The 12,611-nt window shown below is 61.1% G+C and carries 12 protein-coding genes and 2 pseudogenes; 3 read left to right on the top strand and 11 right to left on the bottom strand.

From position 1 onward, the window contains the following. Positions 1-58: 58 nt before the first annotated feature. A protein-coding gene (locus WDN46_15945; protein MEJ0094854.1) for an IS5 family transposase occupies positions 59-816 on the bottom strand; the annotation gives its coding sequence in 2 pieces (ribosomal slippage) (positions 59-477 and positions 477-816; 759 coding nt in all). On the opposite strand from WDN46_15945, the gene WDN46_15950 reads away from it, so the two are divergent. The 3 genes from WDN46_15950 (at position 802) to WDN46_15960 (ending at position 2,613) form a co-directional block, all read left to right on the top strand. Continuing rightward, a complete protein-coding gene (locus WDN46_15950; GenBank protein MEJ0094855.1) occupies positions 802-1,698 on the top strand; it encodes a hypothetical protein in 897 nt (298 codons plus the stop codon). The two genes, WDN46_15945 and WDN46_15950, sit on opposite strands and share 15 nt — an antisense overlap. Positions 1,699-1,736: 38 nt before the next feature. Continuing rightward, positions 1,737-2,036, top strand: coding sequence for a hypothetical protein (locus tag WDN46_15955; protein ID MEJ0094856.1), 300 nt, complete (start codon positions 1,737-1,739; stop codon positions 2,034-2,036). Between the two features lie 256 nt (positions 2,037-2,292). Next, positions 2,293-2,613, top strand: coding sequence for a hypothetical protein (locus WDN46_15960; GenBank protein MEJ0094857.1), 321 nt, complete (start codon positions 2,293-2,295; stop codon positions 2,611-2,613). A 246-nt stretch (positions 2,614-2,859) separates the two neighbouring features. On the opposite strand, the pseudogene WDN46_15965 reads toward WDN46_15960, so the two are convergent. The 10 genes and pseudogenes from WDN46_15965 to WDN46_16010 form a co-directional block, all read right to left on the bottom strand. Beyond that, positions 2,860-3,966: pseudogene (locus WDN46_15965) on the bottom strand (2Fe-2S iron-sulfur cluster-binding protein). Beyond that, positions 3,963-4,265 (bottom strand): annotated as a pseudogene (locus WDN46_15970) (sarcosine oxidase subunit delta). Before WDN46_15970 ends, WDN46_15965 begins: the two co-directional pseudogenes overlap by 4 nt. 13 nt (positions 4,266-4,278) lie before the next feature. After that, positions 4,279-5,532 carry a sarcosine oxidase subunit beta family protein gene (locus WDN46_15975; protein ID MEJ0094858.1) on the bottom strand — a complete coding sequence of 418 codons (1,254 nt, stop codon included), beginning with the start codon at positions 5,530-5,532 and terminating at the stop codon, positions 4,279-4,281. Positions 5,533-5,946: 414 nt separating this feature from the next. Beyond that, positions 5,947-6,729, bottom strand: a complete 783-nt coding sequence (locus WDN46_15980; protein MEJ0094859.1) for an ABC transporter permease — start codon at positions 6,727-6,729, stop codon at positions 5,947-5,949. A 6-nt stretch (positions 6,730-6,735) separates the two neighbouring features. Continuing rightward, on the bottom strand, positions 6,736-7,449 hold the full coding sequence (locus tag WDN46_15985) for an ABC transporter permease (protein ID MEJ0094860.1): 714 nt from the start codon (positions 7,447-7,449) through the stop codon (positions 6,736-6,738). Beyond that, on the bottom strand, positions 7,446-7,646 hold the full coding sequence (locus tag WDN46_15990; GenBank protein ID MEJ0094861.1) for a hypothetical protein: 201 nt from the start codon (positions 7,644-7,646) through the stop codon (positions 7,446-7,448). The genes WDN46_15985 and WDN46_15990 overlap by 4 nt, the downstream gene beginning before the upstream one ends. Positions 7,647-7,764: 118 nt before the next feature. After that, positions 7,765-8,910: an ABC transporter substrate-binding protein gene (locus WDN46_15995; protein ID MEJ0094862.1), complete on the bottom strand. Its 1,146-nt coding sequence runs from the start codon at positions 8,908-8,910 to the stop codon at positions 7,765-7,767. Positions 8,911-8,929: 19 nt separating this feature from the next. Then, entirely contained in the window at positions 8,930-9,934 is a 1,005-nt protein-coding gene (locus tag WDN46_16000; GenBank protein MEJ0094863.1) for an ABC transporter ATP-binding protein, read from the bottom strand. A 62-nt stretch (positions 9,935-9,996) separates the two neighbouring features. Then, entirely contained in the window at positions 9,997-11,421 is a 1,425-nt protein-coding gene (locus WDN46_16005; GenBank protein ID MEJ0094864.1) for a gamma-aminobutyraldehyde dehydrogenase, read from the bottom strand. 105 nt (positions 11,422-11,526) lie between these two features. After that, a complete protein-coding gene (locus WDN46_16010) occupies positions 11,527-12,471 on the bottom strand; it encodes a LysR family transcriptional regulator (protein MEJ0094865.1) in 945 nt (314 codons plus the stop codon). Positions 12,472-12,611: the final 140 nt, after the last annotated feature.

The raw sequence follows: 12,611 nt of genomic DNA on the forward strand, positions 1-12,611 counted from the left end.
GGAGACCAGGAATCACATCTCAGGCAAATTTAATAGGTCCTGAGCCTAGGGTCCAGACTCACAACCAGTAGCAAACGGTAGCGGCGATGCAGACTGTGGCGAGGAAGTTTAATGCGTTTCGGTCGTAGCGCGTAGCCACGCGCCTGAAGTCTTTCAGGCGGCAGAACATGCGTTCGATGGCGTTGCGGTTTCGATAGAGGAAGGGCGAGAAGCAGTTCTTCCACCTGCGATTGGCCTTGGGCGGGATATTCGGCATAGCTCCGCGCTCCTCGACCTGCCGACGGATCGCATTTGCGTCGTAGCCCTTGTCGCCATGGAGGATTTCGCAAGGAGGAAGTCGCGCGATAAGCTCCGCGCCCGCCGAGCAATCGGCGATTTGGCCGCCGGTGAGCATGAAAGACAGCGGGCGGCAGTCCGCATCGGTCAATGCGTGGATTTTGGTTGTGCGCCCGCCGCGCGAACGGCCGATGGCCTGATTCTTCTCCCCCCTTTGCCGCCACTGGCCGAGCGATGCGCCTTGACCGCCGAGGAGTCGATGAGGACCTGCGCCGGCGGCCCGCCTGCTTGCGCAAGCGCGTGGAACAGATCGATCCAAACGCCCTTAGCAGCCCAGCGAACGTAGCGATTGTAGAGAGTCTTCTTTGGCCCGTACTCCAGCGGCGCGTCAATCCAGCGTCCGCCAGATTTCAGCACATGAATGATCCCGCTGATCACCCGGCGATCATCGACGCCCGCCTTGCCGCGCGTGTCCGTGGGAAGATGCGGCGCGATCTTCGCGAACTGCGCGTCCGTCAGCCAGAATTGATCCCGATTCATAGTCGCTTCCTTTCGGAAGCTGTGAATCACAATCCGCCTGTCACGCCAACCATTTTATGGGTCTGGGCCCTAGCTCTAGCGATCAATGATCTCGCCGATGCCGAGCAAGACCTCAAGGTTGCTCACGACGCCTGCCGGATCGCAAGCGACAACAAATTCGCAGCGATTCATGTGCTCGATGAGGTCCGGGATGAAATCGCGGCATCTGGTGATGATGATTTCGCGGTTAGCCTCATGGGGTCGTTGCGTGGCGGCGAGGCGTTCGATGTGTCGACACTTGATCGCCCCGCTGCTGAGAAGCGGGCGCGGGAGGAGGCTGCCGCGTATGAAGTTGACAACTGGAGAAAAACGCAGATCGCGTGCGAGGCCGCTATTCCTGACAAGGAACGTGAGGTCAGTGAGTCAAAGCGCCGTGTTGAGATCGCGGCCCGAGAAGTCATCCAGGCGTCGGGAGCCGTCGCTTGCTTGACGAAGGATTTGGACATGATGCAGGCGGAGGTCGTGCGGCGTCGCGACCAGCTGCATTATTTGTATCGCACCGATGCCGACAAGGATAGAATTCGCAAAATCCTTCGTGATGATTTGCTCCCCGGCGGCATAAGCCATGTGGAAATTATCGACTGGCGGCGGCACGAGGATCACATCGCGTGGCAGGAAGCTTTCGCGGCTCTGAGCCGTGATCCCGATGCTGTGCTGCCCATCTATGACAACAAGAAGGACGATTGCGGCGGATCGCCTTTCGTCGGAAGGAACTGGAGCAGTTCATCGCTGAAGCAGCGGCGAAGGAAGCCGGAGTCGATGTCAACGATTCTGGTCTGCGCTTTACGGTGCATTTCCAGACCGAGATCGACTCGCCCCATCATCCAACGGCGCATGTATTGATCAGCAAAACAGAGCTGGCCAGATAACGGAGTTTCGCAGTGAGCTTTTCAGACCAACAGACCTGGGTCAGCGTATCCACGGGTACCGCTAATGCCGTCGCGCTAAGCGTTCCAAATGTCGTTTCTGCGAGCAACACGGCTGCGGCGACGATCGCCGTCAATGGTCTCTCGACGATTCCAGTCCAGAAGATCACTGGCGCAGGTCTCGTCGCTCTCACTGGCGGAGAGCTTATCGCCACCAACACCGCGACCGTCGTTTACAACGGGTCTGTCTTTGTTATCCAGTCGCCAAATCCAAGTTATCCAGTCGCCAAATCCAACGATCACACCGACTGTTAATACCATCGTTGGCTTCTCTGTATCAGGAACCTACACCCCATCGCCCGGCGTCACGAGAGTCTATATTCAGGCATGGGGTGGTGGCGGAGGGGCGCAGAGCGTCGGGGCAGGCAGTCACGTCGCGGGCGCGGGAGGCGGCGGAACGGAATATCGACAGGGAGTCTTCTCCATTACTCCAGGAGTCGGGATATCCGTCGCCGTTGGCGGAGGCGGGTCGCCAGGCCTCAATGGTACGTTGTCATCCTTCGGGTCTTTCATGACTTCTATGCCGGGGCATGGCGCGGCATCGGGAGTTCCAGGCATCGGCGGCACTGGCGGATCGGGAGGATTCGGATTCCCCGGCAGCACCGGCGGCATTGGGTTCACGACCAACGGCAACGACAATTTCTCTGGGATCGGAGGAGCCGTATTTGGAACGTCTATGGCTTACGGCTGCACCGGTAGTGGTGCAAGCACTCTGAGCCTTCCAGGCAACTTTCCCGGCGGCGGCGGAGTAGGCGGTAACGGTGGTTCTGGTGTGGGAACAGGCGGCGCAGGCGCATCTGGTCTTATCTTGATCCAAGAACCCAACAACTGATGACATTCGAATTTCCTGCCATAGGCGCTTTTGCTCGTGCCGATGACCGCCAGGAATAGCCGAGGCCGTCCGTTACAGCCGGGCCGCGGGTCGGTGGATAGTCACCGAACAATGGGCAGTGATCGCGCTGCAGGGGCCAAACGCCCGCAAAGTGCTGGAGCCGCTGATCGATGACATCGTCGTTGACGAGGCCGTCCTGCCGCAGCTTTCCCAGCCTGACGCTTGATACACGCAAATGACCCTTGGTTCGGTGACGACGGTCCCGGTCATGATTTTGATGCCGGCGGCTTTTGCCGCGGCCGGGAGAGGGCCATTCGCCTCCTGACGCAGATCGACGCCCGCTTCTATGACGACGCCCACCTGAGCGAGATCGATCGCGGCGCGATAGGCTTCGTCATGCGCCGTCGCGATGACGGCGCGGCTGCCGGGCTTGACGCCATAGCGCTTAAGATAGGTGCGCGCGGCGTCGGCGAGCATGACGCCCGGCCGGTCATTGTCCGGAAAGACAAGCGGACGCTCGAGCGGGCCCGTCGCCAGAACCACTTGCTTGGCGCGCACGTGCCAGAGCCGTTCGCGGGGCCGGCCGGGGTCTGGCGTCGGCAAATGGTCGGCGAGGCGCTGCGCGAGACCGACAAAATTGTGGGCGAAATAGCCAAAGCCGACAGTTCGCGGCAGCAGGGTCACGTTGCCGTGCGCGGCCAGGGCCCCGACCGCCTCCGCCGTCCATTGCGAGAGGCGTTTGCCCTCGATCGTCGCGCCTGTGTCCGCCAGCAGCGAGCCGCCGAATTCGGCCTGCTCGTCGCAGAGGATGACCTTGACGCCGGTTGACGCCGCGGCGAGAGCGGCCGCCAGTCCCGCGGGGCCGCCGCCAACCACCAGCACGTCGCAATGGGCGTAGCGCTGGGTATATCGATCTCCGTCCGCCGCTGTGGGCGCCTTTCCGAGCCCCGCCATGGCGCGAATGTTGGGCTCATAAAAACTCTTCCAGGCGCGTTTCGGCCACATGAATGTCTTGTAGTAGAAGCCGGCCGGGATGAACTGCGATAGCTTGTCGTTTATTTCGCCGACATCAAAGGCGAGCGACAGGAAGCGATTCTGGCTCTCCGCAATCAGGCCGTCATAATCAACGCCGACGCCAACGAGGGCGTTCGGCTCATCGGCTCCCGCGCCAAGGATGCCGCGCGGCCGATGGTATTTGAACGAACGGCCGACCAGGTGAACGCCATGGGCCAAGAGCGCCGAGGCGAGCGTATCGCCCTGGCAGCCGGAATAAGTTCGACCATCGAAGGTGAAGCGCAACGGCCGCGCGCGATCGAGCCGGCCGCCCTCGAGGCTACGAAAAGGCGCGCTCATCGACCCGCCTCTTGTTTCAGCTTGGTGAGGTCTGGACGCGGCTCGCCGACCTTATATGTGGTCACGAAGAAGTCACTGACTGTGTCTCGCACGGCGTTGAAAAACCGCGCGCAGCCATGGGTGTGTCTTCAACGCTCGAAGTGGAGACCTTTCGGGTTGCGGCGCATGTAGAGAAATTCCGTCCACTCGTCGTCGCTCAGCGCAGAGGGGTTTTCCGGTCGAGCGATATGAGCCTCGCCGCCATACTGGAATTCGATTTCCGGCCGCGGGCCGCAATAGGGGCAGTTGATCGCCAACATTGATTTCGGCCTTCTAATGGGCGACCGCGGCGGCGGCGGCCTGGTCGATCAGCAAACCGTCGCGAAAGCGATTGAGCGTGAAAGGCGCGTTGATGGCATGCGGCTCATCTCTCGCGATGGTATGGGCGAAGACATGGCCGGCTCCCGGCGTCGCTTTGAAGCCGCCAGTGCCCCAGCCGCAATTGACGTACAGTCCCGCCACTGGCGTCTTGCCTATGATCGGCGAGCGATCGGGCGTGACGTCGACGATGCCGCCCCAGTTGCGCAGCATGCGCATGCGCCGGAACATCGGGAATAATTCGCAGATCGCTTCCAGTGTGTGGTTGGCGATATGGAGACCTCCGCGCTGGCTGTAGGAGACATAGGCGTCCGTCCCGGCGCCGATGACCAGTTCGCCCTTGTCGGATTGGCTGATATAGGCGTGGATGGTGTTTGACATGACGACGCACGGGAAGACGGGCTTCACCGGCTCAGACACCAGCGCCTGCAGCGGATAGCTTTCAAGCGGAACGCGGACGCCGGCCATCGCCATGACGACGCTGGAGTTGCCCGCGGCCGAAACGCCGATCTTCTTGGTCCGGATCACGCCGCGCGTGGTCTCGACCGCCTCCACCGCGCCGCCGGCGTCGCGACGGATCGCGGTCGCCGCGCAGTTCTGGATGATGTCGACGCCGCGCGCGTCAGCGGCGCGGGCGTAGCCCCAGGCGACGGCATCGTGCCGCGCTGTGCCGCCGCGTCGCTGTAAGGCGCCGCCAACGACGGGATAGCGCGCGCCGGACGAAATATTCAGCGGGGGGCAGAATTCCTTGCACTCTTCGGCGTTGAGCCATTCATTGTCGACTCCGTTCAAGCGATTGGCGTGAATGTGCCGCTTGAAGGACTGGATGTCGTGAACGTTATGAGCAAGCATCAGCACGCCGCGCGGAGAATACATGACGTTGTAGTTCAAGTCCTGTGACAGACCTTCCCACAATTTGACCGCATGGTCGTAAAGGACCGCGCTTTCGTCGAACAGATAATTCGAGCGGACAATCGTCGTGTTTCGGCCGGTATTTCCCCCGCCAAGCCAGCCGCGCTCCAGGATAGCGACTTCGGCCAGCCCGTGCTCCTTGGCTAGATAATAGGCAGTAGCCAAGCCGTGCCCTCCCCCGCCGATTATAATTGCGTCATAGGCAGGCTTGGGTTCCGGCGACCTCCATTGCGGACGCCAATCCTCATGGCCGCGCAGTCCCTGGAGAAAGAGCGAAAAGGCCGAATATCTCTGCATGACCGATTGCGATCCTGATTTGAGGATCGCGGATAGTTGCACGAATTCGACACGGTCGGCGAGAATGCAAGCGGCGAAAGTCTTGAATAAATCCGACATACGCCGCAGTCCGGGCTTCGCCCGCCGCATCCCGCCTGAGCGACGAGGAGGATGGCATGCGCTGCGGGCGCCAGCGTAAATCGAGATTTCCTGAAGATGCAGGGCGATGGCCTGGCTGTCGCAGGAAGGCGAGACGAGGCCGGTCGCCTTTGGCTTTACCGGCGCGACCGCGCCGAAAAGGTAAGTAAACCTGCGCCGTCCTCCGGTCGAGCGGCGCGGGAAGTCTGGTTCCACGCCCCGCCTAACGGCGGGCGATCTCGTTCTTCTGCCCGATTCTGCTTCGCCGTCCTGCAAATCTGTGCCAAGCCGCCGACGTTACTCGGATCGCTGCATGAAGCGATAAGCGACGAGCACCGGAACGAAGGTGATCGCAGTCACGAAAAGAACCACAACGTTCACTTCGGGCAAGCGCTGACCGAGGCGGATTGCGCCAAAGATCCAGAGCGGCAGCGTATTTTGCACGCCTGCAGTGAAGGTCGTGACAATTACTTCGTCGAAAGACAGCGCGAAAGCGAGAATGGCGCCCGCGATCAGCGAGCCTGAGATCAGCGGCAACGTAACCAGCCGGAAAGTTCGCCAACTGTCGGCCCCGAGGTCCATTGAGGCTTCGGCAAGCGACGCCGGCATGCGCCGCAACCGCGCCAGGACGTTGTTGTAGACCACCACGATGCAGAAGGTCGCATGGCCGATCACTATGGTCCAGAACGACAGGCCGACGCTCCAGAGAGTGAAGAATGAATTCAGCGCCACACCGGTGATGATGCCGGGCAGCGCGATTGGCAAAACCACCACGAAGGAAACGGTTTCGCGGCCGAAGAAGCGGAAGCGGTGAACCCCGAAAGCCGCCGCCGCGCCCAACACGACCGCGATGGCGGTCGCGATCACGCTCGCTTCGAGGGAAAGGACCAAGGCCGAGCGTATCTCGCGATTTTGCCAGGCCGAGGCGAACCATTGCAGGCTGAACCCCGGAATGGGCCAAGTCTGAATGTTGGACGCGTTGAAGGCATAAACGGCGATGACCGCGATCGGTCCGAAAAGGAAGGTCAAGACCAGCGCGGCCCAAAGGCCGAGGATGATGCGAGTCGTTAGCGAATGCATGGCGCCTCACATTGTCTCGAAGGCGCCGAGCCTGCGCGCGACGATGAGGTAAAGCGCCATGACGACGAGCGGCACGGCGGCATAGGCGGCCGCAAAGGGCACATTGTTGGCGATGCCGACATTGGCGTAGACGACGTTGCCGATGAAATCCGACCCCGGGCCTCCCACCAGAACCGGCGTGATGAAATCGCCAAGAGTCAGCGAGAACGTGAAGATCGAGCCGGCTATCAGCCCAGGCAGACTGAGGGGCAGCACAATCTTGACGGTCGTCCGCCACGCCTTTGCGCCAAGATCCTGCGATGCTTCAAACAGCGAATTCGGAATGCGGTCGAGCGCGGTGTAGAGCGGCGTGATCATGAACGGCAGCCAGATGTAGGAAAAAACGATCCACATCGCCCATCGCGAATAGCCGATCTCGAGGCCCGGCAGGCCTAAAGCGTTCAGCACCCAATTGAGAGCGCCGTCGTGGGCGAGGATAAGGCGCCAAGCATAAATGCGGGCGAGATAGCTCGACCAAAGCGGCAGCAGGACCAGCGTGAACAGCGTCACGCGGAGTTTCGGCCCGGCGATCCGGGCCATTGTATAGGCGAACGGATAGGCGATCAGCGCATCCGTGACAGTGACGACAGCGGCCATGCCGATCGTCCTCAGCGCGATGGCGCGATAGGTTTCGCTTCCGACAATCTGGCGGAAATTGTCGAGCGTCCAGGTTCTGTTCATTTCGCCGTAAGATCGTCGACGCTCCAGAAGGCCGTGACGAAGAGCGCGACTAGCGCCGCAAGATAGATCAAGACGAACCAGGTAAACGGCGGCCCGAGAACCGCCCAAAGGCCCAGGGTCGAGTTGCGCCACAGCGCCGCCGAGATGCGGCGCGCGAGGCTCGGGCGTTGATGAAGGACGGGAGCGGAAAGGGTCATGTTGATTAGCCGCGAATTGCCGGAGTCTCGTGGAAGCCCGGCGGGGGCTTGCCGCCCTCCTTCTCGCCCGGTGAGATGAAAGCGAATATGACCCTGACTGCCGTCAGCGCCGAGAGCGCTACCCTTTGATCTCCTGCCATTTCTTCTGCCAGTCGGTATAGCTCGTGCAAGTCTTGCTGCCATCCGAACATTGCTGCAGAAGCGTCTTCCAGAACTTGATGCTCTGCAAATAAGAGGCTGGGGCGTTCAGATGGTATTTCTCGCAGGAGCCAGCTTGCTGTGCATTCATTTCCGAACAAGCTTTGAGATTGACTGGCGTTTCCCCAAAGTAGATCGCCTGCTGCGCCTGCACTTTAGGCGTCGAGGCATAGCTCATGAATTTGTAGGCGCAGTTCGGATGCTTGGTTTTCGCCGAGAGCATCCAGCTATCCGCCCAGCCCGTGGCCCCTTCGCTCGGAATGACTTCGGCGACAGGTGTCCCCGCGTCTTTCAGGGTGTTGGTCATGTAGGGCCACGCGGCCCCGATTGCGGCGTCGCCATTCTTGAAGAGCTCGATCTCGTCCGATGCGAGCCCCCAATATTTCTTGACCACCTTCTGCTGACCTTTGAGCAGGTCGGCAACGGCGTCGAGCTGCCGGGGCGTGAGTTCGTACGGATCCTTGATGCCGAGTTCGGGCTTGGTCTTGGACAGGTAAAGCGCCGCATCGGCGATCTGGATGGGATTGTCCGGGACGCTCACCTGGCCCTGATATTTGGGATCGTAAATGGCGCCCCAACTCGTCGGCGCGTCTTTGACTTTGTCCGTGTTCCATAAGAGGACGTTCGGCCCCCACTCGTAAGATAGGCCGTAGTGAACGCCCTTGATGGTGTTGTGCGGGGGCGACTTCAGATCCTCGACGAAATCCTTGTAGTCCGGGATGAGATCTACTGCGATGGGTTGCACGTCGCCGCCATAAATGAGCCTCAGCGTGGCGTCGCCGGAAGCGGAGACGAGGTCGTATTCGCCGCCGCCGCCTTGGCGCATGAGAGCAACCATCTCATCCGAGGACCCTGCATATTTGCGGTTCACCTGGCAGCCGGTTTCAGTTTCGAAAGGTTTTATCCAGTCGTCCTGCGCATAGCCTTCCCACGCCACGACGTTGAGCGCGCCCTCCCCCTTGCCGATTGCTTTGGGATAGTTCGCCGTGGCCGGCGCGGACCAACCCGCCGTCGGCGCAACTAGAGACGCGATGATTGTCGCGACGCTCGCAATTCTTTTCCCCATCCTGCCCTCCTACATAGCCTCAACCGGCGTCGTCCAACGTGCACACCGCGTCAGGCCGCCAGCCGACCAACACCACTTCTCCGCGACGGCTGGCCAGACGCCCCGACGACGTTTCTGCGTTCGGCTGAACGGCCTCAACACAGGCGCCGTCGCCAAGACGAACGACATATTTCGTGAACATGCCGAAATAGACCTCGTCCTCGAGGCGCCCGTTTTCGACATGGAGGCCCGGCTCCGTCATGGCGGTTCCGGCCGGCGCCAATCGAACCTTCTCCGGCCGCAGCACGAGAATGCTTCGGCCTCGCTTCACCAGGCTTGAGGTCCCGACGAAGCCGGCAGCGAAAGCCGTCGCCGGATGGTCGTAGATCTCGCGTGGAGTTCCGATCTGCTCGATCCTGCCCCGGTTGAAGATAGCGATGCGGCTCGACATCGAGAGCGCCTCTTCCTGGTCGTGCGTGACGTAAAGGAAGGTGATTCCGACCTGCTCCTGGATGTGCTTCAGCTCGAGTTGCATGTCGCGCCGCAGCTTGAGATCAAGCGCGCCTAGGGGTTCGTCCAGCAGGAGCAGCCCCGGACGGTTCACGATGGCGCGGGCAAGACCCACACGCTGCCGCTGCCCGCCCGATAACTGAGCGGGCAGACGGCGCCCTAAATCGCTCAATCGCACTGTCTGGAGCGCTTCGGCAACGCGGTCGCGGCAAACCGCTCCGCTGATGCCTTTGGCTTTCAGCCCATAGGCAACGTTGTCGGCGACGCTCATATGCGGGAAGAGCGCGTAATCCTGGAACACGGTATTGATGTTGCGATCGAAAGGCGGCGTGCGGGCGACATCCACGCCCTCAAGTTCGATGGCGCCGCCGTCCAGACGCTCAAACCCTGCGATCAGGCGCAGAGTTGTAGTCTTGCCCGACCCAGACGGTCCAAGCAGGGTGAAAAACTCGCCGCGGCGCACCTCAAGATCTACATGGTCGACCGCCGTCGTTCCCCCGTATTTCTTGCGAACGCCGGACAAGCGTAGAAGCACGTCCGGTCTGACCTCAAGTCGCGATCCAGCCGGCGTTTGGGCATGGGCGTTCACGGCCGGGCTCAGAGTTTGACCATGATGTGGCGGGCGACCGTATAGTCTTCCAACGAAAGCATCGACATATCCTTGCCGTAACCTGAGGACTTCACGCCGCCATGCGGCATTTCATTGACCAGCATGAAGTGCGTGTTGATCCAGGTGCAGCCGTATTGCAGGCGCGCCGCCGTCTGCATGGCGCGGCCGACATCTCGTGTCCAGACAGACGAAGCGAGACCATATTCGGAATCATTGGCCCATGCGACAGCCTCTTCCTCGTCGCCGAACCGCGTGACCGAGACGACGGGACCAAAAACCTCGCGCTGGACGATTTCGTCGGCCTGTTTCGCCCCGGCGATCACGGTCGGCTCGTAAAAGAACCCAGCGCCGCTGGCCGACTTGCCCCCTGTGACTACCTCAACGTGGTTAAGCGCTCGCGCGCGTTCCACGAAGCTCGCGACGCGTCCGCGCTGCCGCTCGCTGATTAGCGGGCCGATCTCGGCATCGGTCATGTCCTGCGGGCCGAACTTGATCGTTGACGCGGCTGAGGCAAGATCGGCAACGAGCTTGTCGTAGATCTTAGGGCCCGCATAGACGCGGCAGGCGGCCGTACAATCCTGGCCAGCATTATAGTAGCCGAAGGTGCGCAAGCCGGCGACGACCGCATCAAGGTCAGCGTCATCGAACACGATCACAGGCGCTTTGCCACCGAGTTCGAGATGGGTGCGCTTGATGCCGCGCGACGCCGCTTCGAGTACCTTTCGCCCAGTGGAGATGTCGCCTGTAAGCGACGCCATACGCACAGCAGGATGCGAGATCAGGGTCGCTCCCACCGTGTCGCCACGGCCAAGAACAAGATTGAATACGCCTTCTGGCAGGATGTTGGCGGCAACTTCCGCGAATTTCAGCGCCGTCAGCGGGGTATGTTCCGAAGGCTTCAGCACGATCGTATTGCCGGCCCCGATAGCCGGCGCCGTCTTCCAAGCCAGCATCATCAGCGGATAGTTCCAGGGTGCGATCGAGGCGACCACCCCGATCGGATCGCGGCGGATCATGCTGGTGTGACCGGCGATGTATTCCCCCCCGACCTGGCCGTGCATGCACCGCACAGCACCGGCGAAGAAACGGAAGCAATCGACGATTGCCGGAATCTCGTCGGCAATCACGCGGGCGAGTGGCTTGCCGCAATTGAGGCTCTCGAGGCGCGCGAATTCTTCCGCATTGGCTTCTATTGCCTCGGCGATCTTCAGCAACGCCGCCGAACGCTCGGCGGGCGTTGTACGGGACCATTGCGGGAAGGCTTTCTCAGCGGCGCGCACAGCCTGATCCACCTGCGCTTCGCTCGCGTCGGCAATGATGTGAAAGACGGCGCCAGCGGCAGGGTTGACGATCGATTCTATAGAGCCCTGGCCTGCCACGAAGCTGCCGCCGATGAGCAGTTCTGTCTGCATCGTGCGCCCCCGGATACTTTCCCGCAATTTCAGGCGCGATGCTAGAACGTTGCGCAAGAAAGGAAAGTCAGAATTTCGGGCGCCGTCGTTCTGAAAAACCAATTGCTAACGCCTTGAGCTGAACTCGCTACACATTTCAACAAAATGCTGCGCGGCTGGGCGCAGCGCCGCGCCACGACGCCATACCAAGCCGACATCGACGCTTGGAATAACATCGCTCAAATGGCGGGCTTCCAAACGATCCCCTTCAAGCGACCATGGACGATAGGTCATGTCCGGCAATGTCGCGATGCCCACCCCCGTCCCGACGAGGCTGCGCACGGCCTCCACGGAAGAGGTCTTCATCACGACGTTGGGACGCAAGCCCGCGTCGGCCCAGCAGCGGGTCGTCGTTTCAGCGAGTTCATCGGTGGTCAGCATGATGACCCCCTCGGCCGCGACCTGTGCTAACGTCAGCACGGAATAGCTTAACAGCGGGTGCTGCGAGGGGAGCCAAACGCGCCAGGTCGAGCGCATCAGCAATTCGGTCTGCAGCGCCTGACGATCGCCAAGGTTGGATATGAGAAGCAGTCCGACATCGATCTCTCCATTAAGAAGAAGATGTTCCAGATAGCTGCGCTCTTCCTCGGTGACGCGCACCTCGACACGCGGAAAAACACGCCGGAATCGCGCCAGGAAATCGGCGAGGTAATAGCCCGAAACCATGCGGGTAACCCCGAGGTTGAGGTCCCCCGAAAATTCGCCCGGTCGGACGCTGACGGCTCGACGCGCATCGGCCACCGCGGCCACGATATGGCGCGCGTGACGCAGCATCTGGTGCCCTTCGTGAGTGAGCCGCACGCCTTTCTGATGTCGGATCAGAAGAACGGCGCCGGTTTCCTCTTCCAAAGCCTGAATGGCCGCCGTGATAGCCGACTGTGAAATGCCAATCTGATGGGCTGCTCGCGACACGGACTCAGTTTCCGCCGCAGCGATAAAATAGCGAAACTGCCGGAGCGTCAGCGCCTCAGGGCCGTTGGCGCGAGCTCGCGCACGGTCATTCTTTTCCACGTTCGCAATCTCCGCTCGCCACTGTTCGCCCTGCGCCGGATCTTAACACGCGGATAAAATAAAGGAGGCGGCCTCGGATTGACGTGCTCCGGGTAAATCGGTCCATCTGAAGCTGGAATTTTCCACTTATGGTCCCCGCT

Source organism: Methylocella sp., assembly GCA_037200525.1.
In the GTDB taxonomy this organism is placed as follows: Bacteria; Pseudomonadota; Alphaproteobacteria; order Rhizobiales; family Beijerinckiaceae; genus Methylocapsa.

Excerpts from the sequence above, each read along its gene's own strand:
- WDN46_15960 (MEJ0094857.1), top strand. The coding sequence starts at position 2,293 with ATGACTTCTATGCCGGGGCATGGCGCGGCATCGGGAGTTCCAGGCATC.
- WDN46_15975 (MEJ0094858.1), bottom strand. The coding sequence starts at position 5,532 with ATGCAGAGATATTCGGCCTTTTCGCTCTTTCTCCAGGGACTGCGCGGC.
- WDN46_15980 (MEJ0094859.1), bottom strand. The coding sequence starts at position 6,729 with ATGCATTCGCTAACGACTCGCATCATCCTCGGCCTTTGGGCCGCGCTG.
- WDN46_15985 (MEJ0094860.1), bottom strand. The coding sequence starts at position 7,449 with ATGAACAGAACCTGGACGCTCGACAATTTCCGCCAGATTGTCGGAAGC.
- WDN46_15990 (MEJ0094861.1), bottom strand. The coding sequence starts at position 7,646 with ATGACCCTTTCCGCTCCCGTCCTTCATCAACGCCCGAGCCTCGCGCGC.
- WDN46_15995 (MEJ0094862.1), bottom strand. The coding sequence starts at position 8,910 with ATGGGGAAAAGAATTGCGAGCGTCGCGACAATCATCGCGTCTCTAGTT.
- WDN46_16005 (MEJ0094864.1), bottom strand. The coding sequence starts at position 11,421 with ATGCAGACAGAACTGCTCATCGGCGGCAGCTTCGTGGCAGGCCAGGGC.